This window comes from Oxalicibacterium sp. (assembly GCF_057353965.1).
The window spans coordinates 144,418-165,682 of record NZ_JBMQZD010000007.1 but is presented as its reverse complement, the minus strand read 5'-3'; the positions used below and the strand labels follow the sequence as shown (position 1 = coordinate 165,682).

At 59.8% G+C, this 21,265-nt stretch carries 24 protein-coding genes and 1 riboswitch; of the genes, 16 read left to right on the top strand and 8 right to left on the bottom strand.

What is annotated here, in order from left to right:
- Positions 1–33 precede the first annotated feature (33 nt).
- Positions 34–1,476, bottom strand: coding sequence for an ATP-binding protein (locus ACO1VH_RS12570; protein ID WP_486244821.1), 1,443 nt, complete (start codon positions 1,474–1,476; stop codon positions 34–36).
- Positions 1,473–2,180, bottom strand: a complete 708-nt coding sequence (locus tag ACO1VH_RS12565) for a response regulator (RefSeq protein ID WP_486244820.1) — start codon at positions 2,178–2,180, stop codon at positions 1,473–1,475. The genes ACO1VH_RS12570 and ACO1VH_RS12565 overlap by 4 nt, the downstream gene beginning before the upstream one ends.
- A 201-nt stretch (positions 2,181–2,381) precedes the next feature.
- Between ACO1VH_RS12565 and ACO1VH_RS12560 the strand changes: the two genes are divergently transcribed.
- The 12 genes from ACO1VH_RS12560 (at position 2,382) to ACO1VH_RS12505 (ending at position 13,001) form a co-directional block, all read left to right on the top strand.
- The gene (locus tag ACO1VH_RS12560) at positions 2,382–2,975 is read left to right on the top strand and encodes a Spy/CpxP family protein refolding chaperone (RefSeq protein ID WP_486244819.1); all 594 of its coding nucleotides are present in this window, start codon (positions 2,382–2,384) and stop codon (positions 2,973–2,975) included.
- Between the two features lie 64 nt (positions 2,976–3,039).
- Positions 3,040–3,417, top strand: a complete 378-nt coding sequence (locus tag ACO1VH_RS12555) for a hypothetical protein (protein WP_486244818.1) — start codon at positions 3,040–3,042, stop codon at positions 3,415–3,417.
- Between the two features lie 29 nt (positions 3,418–3,446).
- Positions 3,447–3,977, top strand: a complete 531-nt coding sequence (locus tag ACO1VH_RS12550) for a YMGG-like glycine zipper-containing protein (protein ID WP_486244817.1) — start codon at positions 3,447–3,449, stop codon at positions 3,975–3,977.
- A 461-nt stretch (positions 3,978–4,438) separates the two neighbouring features.
- Complete coding sequence (locus ACO1VH_RS12545; protein ID WP_486244816.1) at positions 4,439–4,987, top strand: glycosyltransferase; 549 nt, start codon at positions 4,439–4,441, stop codon at positions 4,985–4,987.
- Between the two features lie 54 nt (positions 4,988–5,041).
- Positions 5,042–6,085, top strand: a complete 1,044-nt coding sequence (locus tag ACO1VH_RS12540; RefSeq protein ID WP_486244815.1) for a polysialyltransferase family glycosyltransferase — start codon at positions 5,042–5,044, stop codon at positions 6,083–6,085.
- Positions 6,082–7,383, top strand: coding sequence for an O-antigen ligase family protein (locus ACO1VH_RS12535; protein WP_486244814.1), 1,302 nt, complete (start codon positions 6,082–6,084; stop codon positions 7,381–7,383). The genes ACO1VH_RS12540 and ACO1VH_RS12535 overlap by 4 nt, the downstream gene beginning before the upstream one ends.
- Before the next feature lie 2 nt (positions 7,384–7,385).
- Positions 7,386–8,426 (top strand): glycosyltransferase family 9 protein, encoded by a 1,041-nt coding sequence (locus tag ACO1VH_RS12530; protein ID WP_486244813.1) that lies wholly within the window; start codon positions 7,386–7,388, stop codon positions 8,424–8,426.
- Positions 8,426–9,463, top strand: a complete 1,038-nt coding sequence (locus tag ACO1VH_RS12525) for a glycosyltransferase family 9 protein (RefSeq protein WP_486244812.1) — start codon at positions 8,426–8,428, stop codon at positions 9,461–9,463. Before ACO1VH_RS12530 ends, ACO1VH_RS12525 begins: the two co-directional genes overlap by 1 nt.
- Complete coding sequence (locus ACO1VH_RS12520) at positions 9,460–10,551, top strand: glycosyltransferase (protein WP_486244811.1); 1,092 nt, start codon at positions 9,460–9,462, stop codon at positions 10,549–10,551. The genes ACO1VH_RS12525 and ACO1VH_RS12520 overlap by 4 nt, the downstream gene beginning before the upstream one ends.
- 79 nt (positions 10,552–10,630) lie before the next feature.
- Entirely contained in the window at positions 10,631–11,194 is a 564-nt protein-coding gene (locus ACO1VH_RS12515; protein WP_486244810.1) for a D-sedoheptulose 7-phosphate isomerase, read from the top strand.
- Between the two features lie 2 nt (positions 11,195–11,196).
- Complete coding sequence (rfaE1, locus tag ACO1VH_RS12510; protein ID WP_486244809.1) at positions 11,197–12,669, top strand: D-glycero-beta-D-manno-heptose-7-phosphate kinase; 1,473 nt, start codon at positions 11,197–11,199, stop codon at positions 12,667–12,669.
- A 113-nt stretch (positions 12,670–12,782) separates the two neighbouring features.
- Complete coding sequence (locus tag ACO1VH_RS12505) at positions 12,783–13,001, top strand: hypothetical protein (protein ID WP_486244808.1); 219 nt, start codon at positions 12,783–12,785, stop codon at positions 12,999–13,001.
- 9 nt (positions 13,002–13,010) lie between these two features.
- On the opposite strand, the gene ACO1VH_RS12500 is transcribed toward ACO1VH_RS12505, so the two are convergent.
- The 4 genes from ACO1VH_RS12500 to ACO1VH_RS12485 form a co-directional block, all read right to left on the bottom strand.
- Positions 13,011–13,235 carry a hypothetical protein gene (locus ACO1VH_RS12500; protein WP_486244807.1) on the bottom strand — a complete coding sequence of 75 codons (225 nt, stop codon included), beginning with the start codon at positions 13,233–13,235 and terminating at the stop codon, positions 13,011–13,013.
- A gap of 96 nt (positions 13,236–13,331) precedes the next feature.
- Positions 13,332–15,227 (bottom strand): methyl-accepting chemotaxis protein, encoded by a 1,896-nt coding sequence (locus ACO1VH_RS12495; RefSeq protein ID WP_486244806.1) that lies wholly within the window; start codon positions 15,225–15,227, stop codon positions 13,332–13,334.
- A gap of 285 nt (positions 15,228–15,512) precedes the next feature.
- A complete protein-coding gene (locus tag ACO1VH_RS12490) occupies positions 15,513–16,040 on the bottom strand; it encodes an OmpW/AlkL family protein (protein WP_486244805.1) in 528 nt (175 codons plus the stop codon).
- Entirely contained in the window at positions 15,977–16,240 is a 264-nt protein-coding gene (locus tag ACO1VH_RS12485; RefSeq protein WP_486244804.1) for a hypothetical protein, read from the bottom strand. The genes ACO1VH_RS12490 and ACO1VH_RS12485 overlap by 64 nt, the downstream gene beginning before the upstream one ends.
- Positions 16,241–16,474: 234 nt before the next feature.
- Here ACO1VH_RS12485 and ACO1VH_RS12480 point away from each other — a divergent pair, with 234 nt between their 5' ends.
- Positions 16,475–16,762: a hypothetical protein gene (locus tag ACO1VH_RS12480; protein WP_486244803.1), complete on the top strand. Its 288-nt coding sequence runs from the start codon at positions 16,475–16,477 to the stop codon at positions 16,760–16,762.
- Between the two features lie 69 nt (positions 16,763–16,831).
- On the opposite strand, the gene ahpF is transcribed toward ACO1VH_RS12480, so the two are convergent.
- Positions 16,832–18,427 carry an alkyl hydroperoxide reductase subunit F gene (gene ahpF, locus ACO1VH_RS12475; RefSeq protein ID WP_486244802.1) on the bottom strand — a complete coding sequence of 532 codons (1,596 nt, stop codon included), beginning with the start codon at positions 18,425–18,427 and terminating at the stop codon, positions 16,832–16,834.
- An 89-nt stretch (positions 18,428–18,516) separates the two neighbouring features.
- Complete coding sequence (gene ahpC, locus ACO1VH_RS12470) at positions 18,517–19,080, bottom strand: alkyl hydroperoxide reductase subunit C (RefSeq protein WP_188422038.1); 564 nt, start codon at positions 19,078–19,080, stop codon at positions 18,517–18,519.
- A 379-nt stretch (positions 19,081–19,459) separates the two neighbouring features.
- On the opposite strand from ahpC, the gene ACO1VH_RS12465 reads away from it, so the two are divergent.
- The 3 genes from ACO1VH_RS12465 to ACO1VH_RS12455 all read left to right on the top strand — a co-directional run bounded on the left by ACO1VH_RS12465 (position 19,460) and on the right by ACO1VH_RS12455 (position 21,043).
- A complete protein-coding gene (locus ACO1VH_RS12465) occupies positions 19,460–20,224 on the top strand; it encodes a class II aldolase/adducin family protein (protein WP_486244801.1) in 765 nt (254 codons plus the stop codon).
- 23 nt (positions 20,225–20,247) lie between these two features.
- The gene (locus ACO1VH_RS12460; RefSeq protein ID WP_486244800.1) at positions 20,248–20,481 is read left to right on the top strand and encodes a 4-oxalocrotonate tautomerase; all 234 of its coding nucleotides are present in this window, start codon (positions 20,248–20,250) and stop codon (positions 20,479–20,481) included.
- 181 nt (positions 20,482–20,662) lie between these two features.
- Positions 20,663–21,043 (top strand): hypothetical protein, encoded by a 381-nt coding sequence (locus ACO1VH_RS12455; RefSeq protein ID WP_486244799.1) that lies wholly within the window; start codon positions 20,663–20,665, stop codon positions 21,041–21,043.
- A gap of 96 nt (positions 21,044–21,139) precedes the next feature.
- Positions 21,140–21,238: riboswitch (TPP riboswitch) on the top strand.
- The last annotated feature ends 27 nt before the right edge of the window (positions 21,239–21,265 follow it).

Here is a 21,265-nt window from a genome sequence, read left to right as displayed (position 1 = left end):
ATGTATACCGCTGCTTTGTATGCTGTTTTGCTCTTACTTCGGCAGCGTCAGGATGGCGGACAGGCCGCCGCCTTCGCGCGCCGCCAGCACGAGATCGCCGCCGTGCGCACGCGCGATTGCCCGCGCAATCGCCAGGCCCAGGCCGCTGCCGCCGGTATGGCGCGCGCGCGACGATTCCAGCCGCACGTACGGTTCGAACACGCGTTCCATCTCGTCGGCCGGCATGCCGGCGCCGCGATCCTCGATGCGGATTTCCAGCATGGTACTGTCGCGGGCGTCGGCGACGGTCAGGTCGATTTCATTGTCGCCTCCACGATTACCGTCATTACCGTAGCGGCGTGCATTTTCTAGCAGATTGTCCAGGCAGCGGCGCAGCGCCTGCGGCCGCGCCGGCACCGGTGCTTCGGCACGGCCATGCAGGCGGACATGGGCGCCTACTGCGCGCATGTCTTCGACCGCGCTTTCCAGCAGCGCGTTCAGATCGAGGCGCACGGTTTTTTCCTGTGTGGTGCCGGCGCGCAGGAAATCCAGCGTATTGCCGATCATCGCATCCATTTCGGCCAGATCGTGTTCCATCTTCGATTTCAGTTCGCCGTCGTCCAGTTTTTCCATGCGTAGCCGCAGCCGCGTGATGGGCAGGCGCAGGTCGTGCGAGACGGCGGCCAGCGCCTGCGAGCGCGTGTCGATCAGACGCTTCAGATCGCGCTGCATGGCATTGAAGGCATGCGCGGCGCGTGCGACTTCCTGCGGACCGGCTTCCGGCAACGGCGGCTGTTCGAGATCGCGTGCGAGACCTGATGCAGCATCGGCCAGCGAAGCGAGCGGCCGCGTCAATCGCCGCACGGCCCAGCCGGCCAGCAGCGAGACGGAAGCCACCAGCACCAGCAGCAGCCCGCTCAGTCGCAGCGGCCAGTCCATGCTGGTGTGCGGCAGGATGTGGCGGAAGGTGAGGATGGTGCCGTCCGACAGTTTCACCTGACCGATCAGGAAGATGATGGGCGGTCCTTCATAGTCCGCATGCAGGTCGAAGAAGCCGTCGCTGTCGTCCCCCGGCGGTGGCGGCGGAGGCAGCACATGCGGCTCGAAGATCATGCGTTCCGGCGGACGATTGTGATGATGGATGGCCAGCACCTGGATCGGCAGGTCGTCGTCGAGCTCGTTTTCGACATGCGCGATGAAGGCCTGGGCATCGTCGGATGCAATGATGCCGGACGTGTGCCACGGTTCTGTCAGCGTCAGCGAGGTGGGCGGAATATTCAGCACGCGCAGCAGGCGTGCGCGATCTTCAGGCAGCGCATGATCGATGATCGAGATGAAGCCGGCGACGCGCTGTGCGGTATAGGCGCCGCGCAGTCGCTCGCCGAGGCGCACGCGATCGTCCAGCATCAGCCAGAAGCCGGCAGCCTGCACGGCGATCAGCCCCACCAGCAATGCCAGCAGGATCTGGCCGAACAGCGTACGCGGCAGCAGTTTCATGTGCGGCGCTCGACCAGGACGTTGAACATGTAGCCTTCGTTGCGTACGGTCTTGATCAGCGGTTCTTCGCCATCGTCGGTAAGACGGCGGCGCAGGCGGCTGATCATCACGTCGATCGTGCGGTCGAACGGCGCGGCTTCGCGGTTGGAGAACACTTCCAGCAACTGGTCGCGCGACAGCACATGGCCGGGATGATCGGCCAGCGCCTTCAGCAGGCGGAATTCGCCGGACGACAGCGAGACGACGACGCTGTTTGCATCGATCAGATGATGCGCATTCAGGTCCAGCGTCCAGCCGGCAAAGTGCAGCGTGCGAGCCGGTGCCGCATGGCCGCCGGATTCGCCGGCACGGCGCAGGATGTTCTTGACGCGCGCCAGCAGCTCGCGCGGAATGAATGGCTTGTGGATGTAATCGTCGGCACCCATTTCGAGACCGAGAATGCGGTTTACCTCGTCGCCGCTGGCCGTCAGCATCAGGATCGGCAGTTCCGACTGCACGCGCAGGTTGCGGCACAGCGACAGGCCGTCTTCACCGGGCAGCATCAGGTCCAGGATCACCAGATCCACCGGCTGGCTGGCGAGCTGTTCGCGCATCTGCGCACCGTCGCTGGCCAGCAGCACGTTGTAGCCCCAGCCGCTCAGGTATTCATCCAGCAATTGGCGCAATTCGGGGTCGTCGTCGACCACCAGTATCTTCTTCTCCATCGAAGGCCCTTGGCGCTTTCCATGACATTTGTTCCAGACGGAAGGATAGCGTCCGGGCGTATGCGACGGTGAGCGGCGATATGGATTCTCGCCAATTTTTACGTTGCATTAACAAAAAAGACGGTCTTCGTCATATTTCATTTACATCCTGCCGGTCTAATGACTACACATTGACGAACCGCAGAATGCACCATGAAAACAATGCAACAACGTACATCGCATCACCCGCTGGCTGCCGCATTTGTCACCGCGTTTGCCACAGTTGCCGCCGGTATCGCGTTGACCTGCAGCATGCAGACCGCGGCAAGCGCAGCCGATGCTGTGCCACCGGTTCCGCCGCACGATACGCACAAGATGGACACGACCGGGCGCGATTGGGCGCGACATCGCCAGGAATGGATGAAGAAACGGCTGGAAAAGGCGGCCGAACATATTGGTATTCAGTCATCGCAGCAGGAAGCCTGGCAAGCATACGTGAATGCAATCGAAAGCCCGATCGGCAATGCGGGCCATGGTGGCAAGCCCGTCGACCAGCCGACCGATGCCGCCGGCATCGCGCGCCGCCGTGCCGATTTTGCCGCGGCCCATGCGGCGAAGATGATGAACATCGCTAATGCAACCGCGCGTCTGCAAGACGTACTGACGCCGGAGCAGCGGCAGAAATTCGACAGAATGGTTGCCCACGTGCATCGCTCCGGCCCGTACCATGCGCAGGACGGACACGATGGACGCGACGATCATCGTCCGCCTCTTCCGCACGATGGCATGCCGCCGCACGATCGTGACCATCCATGATCGGACAAGGTGGCGGTCAACGTAGAGCGTTCGGCTGCGTTGCTACTGTGAGGAGGATTGCACGATGAAATTTGCCAAACCGCTATTGGCGCTGGGCCTGCTGGCTGCGGCGCTGGGCGGCAGTAATGCCTGGGCCGACCATTATCACGGTCGTGTCGGCGTCGGCGTGGTGATCGGCGGTCCGGGCTATTGGGGCTATCCGTCGCCGTACTACTACCCGCCTTATCCGGCGTATCTATATCCGTATGCTCCGGTAGCGCCTGTCGTCGTCGCGCCGGCCGCGCCGCCGGTTTATATCGAGCAGGGCCAGCAGCAACAATCGGAACAGCAGCCGACCAACGACTGGTTCTACTGCCGTAAACCCGACGGCTACTATCCGTACGTCAAGGAATGTCCGGGCGGCTGGCAGCGCGTCGCACCGCATCCGCCGTCGGAACGATGATTCATCTTTGAAGGAATCCTATGTCTCCCATGTTGAAAACGACTGCCGTTGCCCTCACCAGTCTGCTGGCGCTGTCGGCCTGTACCACGGTGCCGACCGGTCCCAGCGTGCTGGTGCTGCCCGGTACCGGCAAGAGCTTCGATCAATTCCGTGCCGACGATGTCGATTGCCGCCAGTACGCGCAATATCAGATGGGCGGTGAAACCGCGGCGTCCAATTCCGTCGATTCCGGCGTGCGCAGTGCAGCGGTCGGTACGGCAGTCGGCGCATTGGCAGGTGCTGCCATCGGCGGCAGCCGTGGCGCCGGTGTCGGTGCCGGCGTCGGTTTGCTGACTGGTAGTGCCGCCGGCGCTAACGCGGCCGGCGCTTCCGGCTATGCGACGCAGCGGCACTACGACTATGCCTACCAGCAATGCATGTATGCGAAGGGCAACCATATTCCGGTGCAAGGCCGTTTCGCGGCGCCGACCTATCAGAGCCCGCAATATCAAAATCCCCAATATTCGCCGTCCTACCCGCCCCCGCCGGGCCCGGGCTACGGCTATCCGCCGGGATATTGATCCGATTTTTGTCTCCTTCCCTGTCCCATGTGAATGGGTTTGCCCGCGCAGCGCGAGTTGTGCGGGTTTTTTCATGGTACAGAAAAGAGGCGGCTTGCCTGGTTTCAAGGCAAAACCGTTTAAAATCACGGGTTCGATTCCTGCATGGCGCTTCTTCGCAGAAATGCGATGTTGCCATTTCGGCATGGCGGGATATGGGCGAACATGAAAACGGATATCGCCGGCCTTGGATTCAATACGCTGGCTACGATATGGTGCTTTCGCCGATGTGCGGAACAAGTATGTGGCGCGCGAGGTGCTGCAGAAGATTTTTAGAATAAGGACATGGAATGATTCCAATATTCATTGGATACGATCCGCGCGAAGCAATCGCGTACCACGTATGCACCAACAGCATCATTCGACGTGCATCGCAGCCAGTCGCCATTCATCCGCTGGCCTTGCGCAATCTCGGCTTCTATGTGGAAAAGCATACCGACGGCAGCAATCATTTCATCTATAGTCGTTTTTTGGTGCCGTACCTGACGAATTATCGTGGCTGGGCCATTTTCATGGATGGCGACATGCTGCTTCGTGACGATATTTCCAAATTGTGGGCATTGCGTGATCCGTCGAAGGCGGTAATGGTCGTCAAGCATGATTACAAAACACGTATGACGGAAAAATACCTGGGTTCGAAGAACGAAAATTATCCACGCAAGAACTGGTCGAGCGTGGTGCTCTGGAATTGCGAACATCCGGCCAACCAGGCATTGACGGCAGATTTCGTCCAGGGCGCAACGGGAGCGCAATTGCATCGCTTTACCTGGCTCGACGATGAGTTGATCGGTTCGCTGCCGATCGAGTGGAACTGGTTACCGGATGAGTTCGGTGCCAATGAGGATGCCAAGCTGCTGCATTACACGTTAGGCACGCCTTGCTTCCATGAATTTGCCACCGTACCTATGGCGGATGAGTGGCACAGAGAACGCATGCTGACCGATTATTCGATCCAGCGCGTTCTGGAGTAGTACGCCACAGTCCGCACGACATCTCGCGTTTCCCCACCTCTTCTTGTGCTTTTTATGCCCGATTCCGGCACTGTCTGCGTTTATTTTGTCGCATCGCCACTGCAATATCTGGCGGCACGCTGCATCGCCCGGCAGATTGAAAAGGGAGCGCGGCAGGTTTTGGTCTGGTACAAGCCCGGCCTGAAATCTGTCGTCGTTCCGGATGAATGGGATGCCTGTACGTACATGCCGTGGCCGCGTTGGGAGCCGATGCCTGGCCCGTTCGGCCGGCTGCGCCAGCTGCGTGCCAATATCCGCATGGTCGCGGCTCTTGTCGGCCGCTGCGACAATCTGATTCTGCATAGCGCTGTCTTCGATACCGAATCGATCAATTACTTCCTGCGTGCGTTGCCGGCCATGTCCGGCGCGCGATCCATGCATGCGCGTATTTTGCCGGACGGGCTGATCAGCACGCGACGCTATCCGCTCAATCTGCATAAGCGCATTGCGCAACGCGTGCGCGGCTTGCGTCGGCTTGCCGCCCCAGAGCTGGTTTATAGCCGGTTCAAGGGTGATCGCATCGGTTCGGATGCCGATTTTGTCGATCGCATCTATGTTCTGCCAGGTTTGCCGAATGAATATCCGGCGAGCAAGACGGTTGTCTTGCCACCGTTGATTGATGTACGTGATGTTGATGTCCCGGTTTCCCGGGATGCGCGCGCCAGACGCGCCTTGGTTGTCGGTCAGCCACTCGTCGACAAGGGGCACATGAATGAGGCCGATGCAGCCAGGACGACGATAGAAATCCACGATTATCTGGTGGCGCAAGGCATAACGGACGTGGATTACAAGGCACACCCCAAAGACGATGGCTTCGGTCTGAAACATCCGGACTATCGTCTGATTGAACCATCGGGAGCGCTCGAATCCTATCTGGCTTCGACACCCTATGATCTGGTTCTGGGAGTTCGCTCAACCACGCTGCTGTTTGCGCGCCAGATTTATCCCGCATCGACCAAGGTAATCGGATTCGGATGGGAGCGTATCCGTTTCAAATCCCCAAAAGAAAAAGACGATATGACGAAGACATTTCTTGCGTGCGGGGTGGAACTGAGATGAATCGCAGTTTCTCTTGCCAATCGTGCAGCCGAGAGCAGGCATTGCTTAATATATGGGCGCTGACGATCTTGCCGATCCTGGTCGTGTTTCCTCGTACAACCGGCTGGATCAGTGCGCCAATCATCATCTGGGGCGTCTACATCGCGATCAAGTACAGGATATTTCTGCCGGCAGACCGGTTTTTCCTGGCGGTTTGTCTGATTCTTCCCGTATCCATACTGTTCAACATGCCATTCATGGGATGGGATTTGAAAGCCTTGGCGCGCCCCAACCATTTGGTTGCAGGCTTTTTCATCTATTTGGTGATCGGAAGGTATGGACTGCGCCGCAATGTCCTGTTCTGGGGGGCATGTGCGGCGACGCTGATCGCACTTTGCATTGCACTGTATGAAGTCGTATATCTTGGAAATCCGCGCGTGTTTGGCTTGGCGCATCGATGGAATGCGGTTCCGTTCGGTAATTTTTCCTTGCTGTTGGCTTTTTTCTGTCTGGCGGGCGCATCGATCGTCTCGCACGACGATTCAAGTCCCTGGCCTCGAGTTGCTCTTGGCCTCGCCGGATTCGGCTGCGGGCTGGCCGCATCTGTGCTGTCGGGAACGAGGGGAGGATGGCTGGCGATTCCCTTCCTCGTTCTACTATGCATTTGGTTCAACAATCATTTAAGCAAACGTATGCGCGGCATGACGTTGATTGTGCTGCTCGCCGCAATTGTTAGCGTGATGGCGTTGTCGGATCGTATTGCCGGCCGTATCGAGCAGGCAACCGAGCAGGTTCATGCATATCTGGCGAACCCAACCGATCCGGCTGCACGCAATACGTCTACCGGATTGCGATTGTCCATGTGGCATTGGGGGATAGAGCGGTTCAAGGAACATCCTTTTACCGGGATCGGGTATTCTTCTTACGAAGATCAGCGGGAAGACGCTGTTCTGGATGCAGAGATGCCAAACAGTTTTATCCGCTTTGCCAATCTGCATAATGAGGTGATAACGCGTCTGGCATTGGGCGGCTTGCCTGCAGCGATGGCGGTATTTCTTTTCTGGTTCATGGCCTGGCGATTCTTCGCGACGAAAATGGATCGCCAGAATATTGGCGAACAGCACTATTACGCGCTGTGCGGTTTGTTGACCATCGTCGGAACGGGCCTTTTCTCCATGACGGAATCCTTGTTTGGAACAAGCGCCGGGACGAAAGCAATAATGTTATTGCTTGCGATTCCTGCAGGTGCTGTGCGTTATGCCTGGGCATCGCGGCAGCATCCATTTGCTGTGTCGCAAACGCAGGTTTCGACTGCCTGAGAATGATGCAAAAGACTCTGATAGTCCATCACCGCAACGGTATCGGCGATCTTGTGTGGCATGTGCCTTATATCCGTGCGATTGCTCGTGACAGCGCCAACGGCAAGGTTACGGTACTGGCGCGCCCCTCATGCCGTGCGAGAGACCTGCTGGCCGGGGAATCCTGTGTGGAAGAAGTCATCGAATATGATCGCCGGCCCCGTGGTGGAGGGAAGGGGCGTCATGAGGGATTTCGCGGACAATGGCAATTCCTGCGCATGCTGCGTGGGAAAAAATTCGATCGCATCGTCATTTTTTCCGGACGTACACGGTATGGGTTTCTGGCTCTGCTCGCCGGAATTCCGCAGCGGCTGGGATTCGGTTTTACCGCATGGCAGCGCTTGTTTCTGAACAAACCTCCCTATATAGCGCGCTTTGCAGGTCAAGGAAGCTGGGTCTATCCGGAAGCCACGGATTTTGCGGTAGCACATGGTTTTGTCGAATCGGCGGTCGTTCCCAAGCTGGCAGTGCCGGCTGCACTGACGGTAGAAGTGGAAGCCGAACTGGCATCCTTGCCTCATCCGCGGGTCGTGTTGGCAATCGGTGCTTCGCATCCTCGCAAGAATTGGGGAAGCGAGAAATTTCTGGGCTTGGCTAGAACATTGGTCGCAGCCGGGAATGGCGTGTTAATTCTAGGTGGGCCGGCTGAACGTGAAGCAGCGGAAGCGGTGTATGCGTGCGATCCTATTCTTTTGGCTGCCGGAACGACGCGTGTCATGTGCCAACCTTCGGTACTCCGGTCTGCAGCTGCACTGCAGATTTGCGACTTTTGCGTCGGCAACGATACGGGCATGCTGAATGTCGCTGTGGCCGTCGATGTGCCATCGCTCGGTTTATTCGGCCCGACATTGCCGTTGCAGCATGACCCTTTGCTGCATGGAATTTCAGCGCCCGATATGGAGAATATTTCGATGCAGATGGTGCTGGATCGTCTTGCCTCGTTTTCCATTCCCGTAGTCGCTTTGGATATGCAGAACGATGGAATGCCAGCGGGATTGAACTGATGCATCGCGTCCTCATCGTCCGCACTTCCGCCATCGGCGACGTCGTCTTCGCATCGCCGATCGCCGAAGCGATCAAGCGCACCTATCCGCAAGCACACGTTGCATGGCTGGTCGAGCCGGGAATCGATGCATTGTTGCGTCCCGATCCGCACATCGACGAACGGATTTTGTGGCCGAAGGCCGAATGGCAGGAATTGTGGCGCGATGGAAAGCGGATGGAGGTATTCCGCCGATTGCGCGCATTCCGCGCGATGCTGCGCGAACGGAATTTCGATGTTGCACTCGATCTGCAGGGTTTGCTGAAAAGCGGCGTGCTGACTTGGTTGACCGGGGCGCCGCGTCGTGTCGGCCTCGGCTCGCGCGAGGGCAGCCAGTTATTGATGACCGAGGTCGTGCCGCGCGGCGGCGATCCGGCACGTATCAGTTCCGAATATCTTTATCTGGCGGAGCAGCTAGAATTGGATGTCGGCGATTTCATGCCGCGTTTGCATCTCGATCCGAATATCGAGGCGCGGGCATTGGAGCGTCTTGCTGCGCATGGTTTGGCGCCCGGCCAGTATGCCGTGTTTGCCGCTTTCACGACGCGCCCGCAAAAGCACTGGTTCGCCGATGCGTGGCAACAACTCGCACCGATGGTGAAACGACAGACCGGACTGACGCCTATTCTGCTTGGCGGTCCGGCCGATCGCGAAGCGGCTGCAGAACTGGCGAGTGGCGCGCCGGAGATTGTCAATCTGGTTGGCCAGACCAATCTGCCTGAAGCGGCGGCCTTGATCTGCCATGCCGGTGCCGTGATTGGTGTCGATACCGGTTTGACGCACATGGGCATCGCATTCTCGCGGCCGACCGTGGCAATCTTCGGTTCGACATGTCCTTATACGAATACCGGCCGTGACAACGCACGCGTGATCTGGCTCGGCCTGCCCTGCTCGCCTTGCCGGCGCAAGCCTACCTGCGGCGGTGCTTGGACTTGTTTGCGCGACATCAGTGCTGAACGGGTGATGCGTGAACTGCGATTGGCGATGGAGCCTGTATGAAGATCCTGCACGTCGAGGCCGGCAAGTATTACTACGGCGGTGCGCGCCAAGTTGCGTACATCGTCGAAGGGCTGACGGCGCGTGGTGTGCAGAATGTATTGGCATGTTCGATCGGTGCCGACATTGCGACGGCTATCGGCGATGCGGCGAAAGTGTGTGAATTGCAGATGGGCGGCGATGCCGATATCGGCATGGCGTGGAGACTGGCGAAACTGATTCGTGCAGAGCGGCCGGATATCGTTCATTTGCACAGCCGCCGCGGCGCGGATACCTGGGGCGGGCTGGCGGCGTGCTGGACCGGCACGCCATGCATACTGTCGCGCCGTGTCGATAATCCTGAGGCGCATTGGCAGGTCGCGCTCAAGTATCGGCTTTACGATCATGTCATCACGATTTCCGAAGGAATTCGACGCGTATTGCTCGACGAAGGGCTCGCGCCGCAGAAGGTAACGTGCGTGCGCAGCGCGGTCGACGCTGCGCCGTATCTGCATACGGTGGATCGCGCAGCGTTTCGCCAAGAATTCGGCTTGCCGCCGCAGGCAATCGTCGTCGGCATGGTGGCGCAATTGATTGCGCGCAAGGGGCATCGCTACCTGATCGATGCCGTCGCGGCCTTGCGTAATGCCTATCCCGATCTGCGCGTGCTGTTCTTCGGTCGCGGGCCGCTGCAGGCCGAACTCGACAGCGCGATCGCGCAGGCGGGCCTGGCGGACGTCATCCGCTTCGCGGGCTTCCGCAACGATCTGCCGCAATGGCTGGGCGGGCTGGACATCCTCGCGCATCCGGCCGACATGGAAGGGCTGGGCGTATCGCTGCTGCAGGCGTCTGCCGCCGGCGTGCCCATCATCACCAGCCGCGCCGGCGGATTGCCGGAAGCGGTGGCCGACAACGTCAGCGGCCTGCTGATTCCGCCGGGCGACGTGGCGGCGCTGATCCAGACGTTGCGCCGACTGCTGGACGATGCAAACTTGCGCCGGCAGATGGGCGAAGCCGGGCGCGCGCGCATCCTCGCCGAATTCTCGATCGACGCGATGGTGGAAGGCAATCTCGCCGTCTATCGCAAGGTGCTGGCAGAGCGCGGCCGCTAGCAAAACTTTCACGCAGCCGGGAGCGACGGAACAGGTATCATCCCGGCAGGACGACACAACACTTTCAGACGTCACAACGATGAACAATCTCGAACTCTTGCGCGGCGCCTTGAGCGCCCACCAGCAGACGATGCAGCAGCTGGAAGCACTGCTGCCGAAAATCGACGAAGTGGGCCAGGTCATGCGCGCCTGCCTGCAGCGCGGCAACAAGATTCTGCTGATGGGCAACGGCGGCAGCGCGGCCGATTCGCAGCATATCGCTGCCGAGATCGTCGGCCGCTACAAACGCGAACGGCGCGGCCTGCCGGCGATTGCATTGACGACCGATACGTCGATCCTGACCGCCGTCGGCAACGACTACGGTTTCGACCAGGTGTTCTCGCGCCAGGTCGAAGCGCTGTGCGATGCGCAGGACGTGGTGGTCGGCATCTCGACGTCGGGTAACAGCGGCAACGTTGTCAAGGCGATCGAGGTGGCGAAGGAAGTCGGCGCCATCACCGTGCTGTTCTCCGGCAATACCGGCGGCAAGCTGGCCGGCATGTGCGACTACAGCCTGATCGTGCCGGCCAAGGAAACGGCGCGCATCCAGGAAGCGCACCTGTTCATCGCGCACAGCGTCTGCGAAATCATGGATCTGGAGTAAGCATGCAGCCGCATCTGATCGACGTCGTCCGTCATCGTCTCGGTACGGAAAACGCCACCGGCTGGGCGCTGGTCGTCGGCGACCTAATGCTGGACCGTTACCTGATCGGCGAGGTCGAACGCATCTCGCCGGAAGCGCCGGTGCCGGTCGTGCTTTTGAAGCATCAGTACGATCGCGTCGGCGGCGCGGCCAACGTCGCCGCCAATCTGGCGAAGCTGGGTGTGGCCACGCGTATTGCAGGTTGCACCGGCAACGACGATGAAGCGCAACGATTGATCGGCATGATGTCCGAGATCGGCATCGCGCCGTCCGCGATCCTGAAATCGCCGCAGCGGCCGACGACGACCAAGACGCGCATCCTCGGCGGCCATCAGCAGATGATGCGGCTGGATCAGGAAAGCCGCGCGCCGCTCGGCAATGACGAGACGCAGCAACTGCTGCGACTGGTATTGCAGCAGATCGACGAGAAGCCGGCCGTCGTTATCCTTTCCGATTATGCGAAAGGCGTGTTGAGCACGACGCTGTGCGAGCAGGTGATCGCGCGCTGCCGTCGGGACGGCATCAAGGTGCTGGTCGATCCGAAGGGACTGGACTACACCAAATATCGCGGCGCAACCGCGCTGACGCCGAACAAGCGCGAGACGGCCGAAGCGTGCAAAGTCGATGCGAAGGACAACGATGCATTGCTGGCCGCGGCGACTGCGTTGCGGCAGTCGCTGGATCTCGATTTCCTGGCGATGACGCGCGGCGAGGAAGGCATTTCTATCATCGATGCGCAGCGCACGCAGCACGTGTCGGCCACGGCCAAGCAGGTGTTTGACGTGTCCGGCGCCGGCGACACGGTGATCGCGACGCTGGCTGCGGGTTTGATCGGTGGCTTGCCGCACGGCGAAGCGCTGCAACTGGCGAACATCGCGGCCGGCATCGTCGTCGGCAAGGTCGGCACGGTGCCGATTACACGCGACGAACTGCTGCAGGAACTGGTGGCGCAGGAATCGACGGCGCAGGTCAACAAGATTCACGATCTGCAGAGTCTGAAGGCGCAGGTGGAGGCGTGGAAAGCCGCCGGCCGCAAGGTCGTCTTCACCAACGGTTGCTTCGATCTGCTGCATGCAGGCCACGTCACGTATCTGGAAGCGGCGCGCAAGATGGGCGACCGCCTGGTGCTGGGCTTGAATACCGATGCATCGGTGCGTGCGCTGAAAGGGCCGACGCGCCCCGTCATCCACGAAGCCGACCGCGCGCGCGTGCTGGCCGGGCTGGAAGCGGTCGATGCCGTCATCCTGTTCGGCGAGGACACGCCGTTGAACCTGATCAATGCCATCAAGCCGGATGTGCTGGTCAAGGGCAGCGATTACACGGAAGACCAGGTCGTTGGCGGGCGAGAGGTCAAGTCATGGGGCGGTCGCGTGGCGCTGGTCGACGTCGTGCCGGGACGCAGCACGTCCAACATCATCGACAAGCTTGCGCAATGATGTATCGATGAAATGGTTGTTGCCGTGAAACCCCGGTTGCATGCAAGGCGCCGGGGTTTTTGTTTGGGCAGACGCGCGGCGTACAATGGGCGCGAACTTGCGAAGGTGTGAAGATGAAAAAAGTAGACCTGAATCAGGTACGTATCGTGTGGTATCAGGATTCGATTTCGGGTGAGACGGCTTCGGCCGGCTATCACGGCGAAACGCAGAATTTCTGGGTGCACCTCGAATACTTCCCGCGGGAAATCACCGAAGTCTATCTGCTGGAAGACGGAGAGGAAAGACCGCATCCGCAGGCCAACTGGGCCTACGCACGCGGCATGCTGGTCTGAGCGGTACGGTTATTTCGGGAACATGTCGAAGGCTTCGCCCACCTTCAGCGCGACGAGATCGTAGAGCGAATGGCGCGGCTGCGGACCGGCGCGCTCGAATCCTTCTATCGTGTCCGGCTCGACGCCTTCCGGCGGCGGCACGAACTGCATCCAGTCTTCGTAGCCCGGATGTTCCTTCAGGCTGCGATTGAGTTCATCGAGAAATTCCTGCGCGTTCAGCTTCTTTCCGGCCATGATCGACTCCTGGTGAACTGCAATGGCTTCAGCTTAACATGCGCGATGCGATGATGCGCGGCTTCGCCATGTGCGCCATTGCCGTTGCCTGCCGCATCAGGCCTTGTAGACGCCGCAGCCGACGATCAGGTCTTCATGGCGAGCCAGATACATCGACTTCGCCTCGATCTGCTTGGAAATCGGATTGAGGAACATGTAGTCCTGCCAGCCGCCGCCTTGATTCTGGATGATGGCGATGCGTTCGCGCACATATGGCTTGCCCGCGCCATCCTTCGCATCGATCATGTCCTTGCCGATATTGCCCGCATTGGCGCCGTGCGCCAGATTGCGGCCATGCATGTCGTAGACGACCACATACAGATCGCGATCGCAGAACGGTCCCAGTTTGTTGCTGATGTCGGCGAAAGCCTTTTCGTGCCCCTCGTCGCGCATCGTTTCGACGGCCTTCTCGACCATTTGCACGGCTTCTTCCATCGTGCCGTGGCTGCCGGTCTTGATCGTGAAGACGCCGACCACATTGTTGAGCTCGGTCGTCTGGCCCTGCAGCGCTTCGGCTGCGGCGGCGGCCTGTTCGACCAGCGCGGCATTCTGCTGCGTGACCTGATCCATCTGCACGATGGCCTGGTTGATTTGCTCGATGCCGCTGCTCTGTTCGCGGCTGGCATTGCTGATCTCGCCCATGATGTCGTTGACGCGCCGGATGCTGTCGACGACTTCCTTCATCGTCGCGCCGGCCTGCGCCACCAGCTTGCTGCCGTCCTGCACCTTGCCGGCGGAATCCTCGATCAGGCTCTTGATCTCGCGCGCGGCGGTCGAGCTGCGCTGCGCCAGGCTGCGCACCTCGCCGGCGACGACGGCGAATCCCCTGCCCTGTTCGCCGGCACGCGCCGCTTCGACGGCGGCGTTCAGCGCGAGGATGTTGGTCTGGAAGGCGATGCCGTCGATGACGCTGATGATGTCGACGATGCGCTTCGACGACTGGTTGATCGCATCCATCGTGTCGACGACTTCGCCGACGACTTCGCCGCCGCGCACGGCGACGTCCGAGGCGGTGCGTGCCAGCTGGTTGGCTTCGTCGGCGTTAGCGGCGTTTTCCTTGACGGTGGACGTCATCTCTTCCATCGCCGACGCGGTTTCTTCCAGCGCGCTGGCTTGCTGTTCGGTGCGCGACGACAGGTCGAGATTGCCGTCGGCGATTTCCTGCGTGGCGGTGGACAGCATTTCGGTGCCGCGGCGAATGTGCCAGACGACGTTCGCCAGCCCTTGGCCGATGCTGTTGATCGCGTTCAGCAGATGGCCGATTTCATCGCGGCGTGTAGTTTCCAGGCGTGTGGTCAGATCGCCCGAGGCAAGCCGGCGCGCCACCTCGGTCGCCTGCTCCAGTGGATGCGTCAGCATGCGACGAATGACGGCATACAGCACCACGGCCAGAACGATCAGCGCAGCCAGTGCGGCCAGCGCCGACCAGTTGCGCAATGCTGTCGCTTCCTGCGAGAACTCGTTCGCATCGGTCTCGCCGACGACGATCCAGTTGCGGTCCGGGAAGTAGCTGAAGATTGCCATGCGCTCGGCGCCGTTGCCGGCAGGCCGATAGCGGATCACGCCATTCCTGCTTTCGAGCATTTCCTTGACGATGGCGCGGCCGTCGGCGGCCTGATCGGCCAGCGCATTCTGTCCTTCGCGCGCGGCGGCGATGAGCAGTTTGCCGTAATCGTCGCCCGGCGCGGCGTCGAGCACGCGATAGCCGCCGGTCTTGCCGACCTTCAGCGACAGCAGCCGATCGCGAATCAGGGCCGGATCGCGGCTCATGCCGATGACCAGCCGGCTTTTCGCGTTGACGTCTTCCGCCGCCGTGCGTTCGAGCAGATCGGTGGTGGCGCGGCCGTTGGCCCAGACGAAGACGCCGAACACCAGTGCGATCAGTACGAAAGAGATTGTGGACAGCCTGGTGCCGATGCCAAGCCTGGAGAGAGAGCGGGTGATGCGATTCATACCGTACATCCATTCACAAACAAGCGGTGCAACAGGATCATTCCGTGTGGAAACATGATAAACGCATTCACGGCGGCCGCGCGCTGTTTGCAAGGGACAATGATGTCATGCAAAACAGTCATCTATTCGCATCGGCACATCGGTCGTTATGTCTTGTATATCGGCCGGTTTCCGGAAAACGATAGGCAGGCGCGATTTGCCGCATCGCATATCCGCGGCAAGTCGTTGAATTTGCAGGGGAAATGAAAATGCCGATCCGGCGGCAGACGCCACCGGATCGGACGATCAGAACTTGTAACCGATGGACAGGAAGGTAACGTAAGGGTCCAGCGTGAGATTGGTTCTGGCCCGGCTGATCACGTTGCCGCCGGCATCCCTGCCGGTGAGGTCGGCATCGGTATCCAATGGAATGTAGGACAGGGAAAATCCTATCGACCAGTTCCTGTCGAGGTTGTAATTGATGCCGATGTTGGCGACCGGCGCCCATGAGGAACTGAGTTTGGCGCTGGCCGAACCGCCGGGTACAGGCGCGATGAAGCCTTGCAAGGCCGGCGTCAGTTCCACGCTGGTGTACCAGACGTGGGTGGCGCCGACTCCGACAAAGGGCCGCCATTTGTCGTTGGCATCGCCGAAAAAGCATTTTGCGACGACGGCAGGACTCCATTGCTTGGCGCTGCCCAGCCTGCCCAGACCCGACAGCGAGCCGTCGCCGTTCAGATGGAATTTCGGCGGGATGCCGGCATCCAGCGTCAGGGCGAAATTGTCGGTGAAGAAATGCGTGTAGGCGAGCCCCAGCGTGTCGGCGCTGTCCACGGTGGGCCCGTTCCCGGCAGTCGTCCTGCCGGCGGCTGCACCAGCGTCAGCGGATCGCTGGAATCGTCGGTGTACAGGTGAAACCAGCCCAGCTGGACGATATTGCTGCCCGCACTCTGCGCGGCGGCGGGCAAAGAAAACGCCGCCAGGAAGGAAAGGGCAGCAGCTTGCGGCAACAACACACTGAACGGTTTTTTCATCGTCGTCCCCTATCTGGTTTTGACGTCGCTCCCTGTGGTTTGAGTGCTGCCGTTTCAGTGTAATCAGGCGGCTGGCGATGTGCCATCCTTATTTGCGGCAACTAATTGCATGCCGCCTCGCTTTCCGCATGCCAGTCAGCAAGAATCGACGGCCCCGGCGGAAAAGCGTATAGTGCTGCGAACGAGAAGCGTTTGCAGGCAATGTCCTGTCCGTTCTCGCTTGCCGAAAGAACCATGGATACCACCCGACAGTTTCGTGCCTTTCTCGATCGCGTGATCATGCAGCCTCATAGCGAAAGCTATCGCGGCTGGCAGATTCTCGTGGAAATATCGGGCAATTCCTTCATCGGCGAGGACAACCAAAGCGCGTCGCGCTACATCCCGAATATCGTCGCGATCGAACCGCTGTCGATCGGATTCCGCGAACTGAAGGTGCCGGTCGACACGGCCTATGCGACGCCGCAGCATTGCATTCAGGGCGGGATCGCTGCGGCGCGCGAATTCATCGACGCCAGGAAATAAGCGCATCTTCCAGAAATAAGAAAAGCCGCATACCGAAAGGCATGCGGCTTTTTATCGTGCAGCGCCGGATCAGGCGGTGACGGCCTCACCGTTTTTCACGGCGACGATTTCCTCGTCCACCGAACTGCGGATCAGGTAGTCGAACGCGCTCAGCGATGCCTTGGCGCCCTCGCCGACCGCGATCACGATCTGCTTGTACGGCACAGTCGTCACGTCGCCGGCGGCGAACACACCGGGGATCGACGTGCGGCCATGCGCATCGACCTCGATCTCGCCGTGGCGCGACAGCGCGACCGTGCCCTTCAGCCATTCGGTGTTCGGCACCAGGCCGATCTGGATGAACACGCCTTCCAGTTCGACGGTCTTGCTCTCTTCGGACTTGCGGTCCTTGTAGACCAAACCGTTGACACGCTTGCCGTCGCCGGTGATTTCGGTCGTCTGCGCCGACGTGATCACGGTGACGTTCGGCAGGCTGTGCAGCTTCTTCTGCAGCACGGCATCGGCACGCAGTTCCGGTGCGAATTCGAGCAGCGTCACATGACCGACGATGCCGGCCAGATCGATCGCCGCTTCCACGCCCGAGTTGCCGCCGCCGATCACGGCCACGCGCTTGCCCTTGAACAGCGGGCCATCGCAGTGCGGGCAGTAGGCCACGCCGTGGTTGCGGTATTCCGCTTCGCCCGGCACGTCGATGGTTCTCCAGCGCGCGCCGGTGGCGAGGATCACGGTCTTGCCTTTCAGCGATGCGCCGTTCTGCAGCTTGATCTCGATCGTCTTGCCCGGGATCAGCTCGGCAGCCTGCTGCACGTTCATGATGTCGACGTCGTATTCGCGCACGTGCTGTTCCAGCGCGACGGCGAATTTCGGGCCTTCGGTGGCCTGCACCGACACGAAGTTCTCGATCGCCAGCGTATCCAGCACCTGACCGCCGAAGCGTTCGGCGACGACACCGGTGCGGATGCCCTTGCGCGCTGCATAGATTGCTGCCGCTGCGCCCGCTGGGCCGCCGCCGACGATCAGCACGTCGAACGGTTCCTTCTCGCTCAGTTCCGCTGCGCGGCGCGCATCGCCGCCCTTGTCCAGCTTGGCCAGGATCTGTTCGATGCTGACGCGGCCGGATTCGAACGGCTCGCCGTTCAAGAAGGTCGTCGGCACGGCCATGATCTCGCGTTCCTTGACTTCGTCCTGGAACAGGCCGCCGTCGATCGTGACGGCCTTGATGCGCGGGTTCAGCAATGCCATGACGTTGATCGCCTGCACGACTTCCGGGCAGTTATGGCACGACAACGACATGTACGTTTCGAAGTGATAGTCGCCGTCCAGATTGCGGATCTGCTCGATGACGGATTCTTCGAGTTTCAACGGGTGGCCGCCGGTCTGCAGCAGTGCGAGCACCAGCGACGTGAATTCGTGGCCCATCGGAATCGCGGCGAACTGAATGCCTGCGTGTGCGTCCGGGCGCTTGATGACAAAGGAAGGCTTGCGCTCGTCATCGTCGGTGCGTTCGACCAAAGTGATCTTGTCGCTCAATACGACGATTTCCTGCAGCAGTTCCTGCAGTTCGCGCGATTTTTCGCCGCCATCGAGCGATGCAACGATCTCGATCGGCTGCACGATGCGCTCCAAATAGCCTTTCAATTGGTCTCTGAGATTTGCATCCAGCATGATGGTCCCTACTTTCTTTCGTTAGATTTTGCTGCTGCCGAACCCGGCACGGGTTCGGCGATGCAGCGGACTTGCCTGTTACTGCCTGATTAGATCTTGCCGACCAGGTCCAGCGACGGAGCCAGGGTCTTTTCGCCTTCTTTCCACTTGGCCGGGCACACTTCGTTCGGGTGGGCAGCCGTGTACTGTGCAGCTTTCAGCTTGCGCAGGGTTTCGGAAACGTCGCGAGCGATTTCGTTCGAGTGGATTTCCAGGGTCTTGATGACGCCGTCCGGATTGATGATGAACGTACCGCGCAGCGCCAGGCCTTCTTCCGGAATGTGCACGCCGAAAGCGTTGGTCAGCTGGTGCGTCGGATCGCCGACCAGCGGGAATTTCGCCTTGCCGACGGCCGGCGAGGTTTCATGCCAGACCTTGTGCGAGAAGTGCGTGTCGGTCGTGACGATGTAGACTTCGGTGCCCAGTTTCTGGAATTCGGCATAGCTGTCGGCCGCGTCTTCGACTTCAGTCGGGCAGTTGAACGTGAAGGCTGCCGGCATGAAGATCAGGACAGACCATTTGCCCTTCAGCGACTGTTCCGTGACTTCGATGAACTTGCCATTGTGGAAAGCCTGGGTCTTGAAGGGTTGGACTTGGGTATTGATAAGAGACATGTCGCTTTTCCTTTTGGGTTGGGTTGAAAAGTGGGTTAAAAAAGCATGAGTTCGAATGTTAGACAAATTCGACTCATTTGCATAATTGATTTATTTTAGAAAACCAATTTGTTTTCGCTATGGTAAAGGCGAAGCAGTAGCCAGTAACGAATTGACTATTATGCAGCCTTTTGAAGACATTGCCGTGACGGCTTCCTGCTGCGCCCATGCGGTTTCAACGTAGCTTCGATGAGACTTCAACGCTGCCGGGCCGTTCCGTGTGGTTCTTCAGCCATCGGCCTACGCGAACGAGGCCTGGACGATGCCCTTATAATGGCAAGCTTCCCGTAGCGAACCGCATGCGTGCGGTTTCTTTTTGCATTTCAATCAAGCTGTTGCCATGAATAATTCCCTCCCCGCTTCCCCGTCAGCCGGCATCAGCGCCGCCGAATGGCAGGTGCGCGTCGATCTGGCCGCCTGCTACCGCCTTTGCGCACTGAAGAATTGGGACGACCTGATTTACACGCATATCTCGGCCACGGTGCCGGGCGAGGAAGGCCGTTTCCTGATCAACCCGTTCGGCTGGCGTTTCGACGAAATCACCGCTTCCAGCCTGGTGAAGATCGACATCCACGGCAACATCATCGGCGACCAGAGCGCGCGCGTGAACGTGACCGGCTTTGCGATCCACGGCGCGGTGCATGCGGCACGCAAGGATGCGATGTGCGTCATGCATCTGCATAACGAGAACGGCGTCGCCGTCGGCATGCAGCAGGGCGGCCTGCTGCCGCTGTCGCAGCATGCGCTGCGCTTCTATCAGCAGATGGGTTATCACGATTACGAAGGTCTGGCGCTGTCCGCGGCCGAGCAGACACGGCTGATCGAGCATCTCGGCGACTATCCGGCGATGTTGCTGCGCAATCATGGCACGCTGATTTCCGGCCGCACAGTCGCCGAAGCCTATGTGTTGATGGATACGCTGGACAAGGCTTGCGCGTTTCAGTTGAAGGCGCAATCGGGTGGTGGACAGCTGAACATCCCGTCGCCGGAAGTATGCGCGAAAACGTACAAGGAATTGCTGGGCGACGGCTCGCCGGAAGGCGTGCTGGAATGGCCTGCGTTGCTGCGCAAGCTGGACGCGATTTCGCCGTCGTATCGCCAATGATCGGCGATTGATCTGTCGCCGAATTGAATTGCACCGCATCGAATCATCATCAACCGAAGGAGCCAATCATGCCAACCATCAACGTTCAACTGTTCGAAGGCCGTACGCTGGAACAGAAGCGCGCATTCGTCAAAGCCGTCACCGAAGCGACGGTCGCCACGCTGGGTTCTTCAGCGGAATCGGTCGATATCCTCATCACCGAACTCAAGCGCGAAGACTGGGCGACCGGCGGCGTGCTGTGGTCGGAAAAGGAATGAGCCGGAAGTAAGTCGACGGCGTATTCCTAGGAATACTTGCTGCAATACGTGAAAACGCCGCCGATGGCGGCGTTTTTCATGGGACGAAGCCATTTCTTCCCGCAGTTATGTGGGCCAGCGCACCGACGCGCCAACGCCGGTCCGCGATGCTGATCTGTGGACAATGCATCAGGAGATGGCGATGACGCGCAATCACTCTCAAAAAGCCAAGCCAGAAGACAACGAGCGCGGCACGCCGGTTACGCCGGATTCCGCCTCGCATGAAGAGCAATTACTCGACAAGGCGCTCGACGACACTTTTCCTGCCAGCGATCCGGTTGCCGAAATGCCCGAGGAAGCGGCACCGCCGCCCGGCGAGCAGATTCAGGAAACACTGCTCGATACGGCACTGGAAATGAGTTTCCCTGCCAGCGATCCGATTGCAGTCGACGCCGGCATCACGCGTATCGAAGAAGCGCCGGAAATGGTCGATGCGCACGACGATCATCAGAACAGCAACGAAGTCGAGGAATCCGAAAAGACGGCGCAGCAGGCACGGCGTGCGCACCATCACCGCCGCTGAAGCCGGCCGGACTGTTGCGGAAATCCCTATTCTCTTCCAAGTTATTGAATTTGCGGCAGAAATTGACATTTCTGCCGTTTTTTCATGATAGTATTCGCGCCACGCTAGGGGTCCTGAAGAGCAATCTTCGGGTGAGATGAAACCCTTGAACCTGACCTGGATAATGCCAGCGTAGGAAAGCGCAAAGTCTTCGTCTTCATTGTCGTCGGTCGTCCTTTGTCC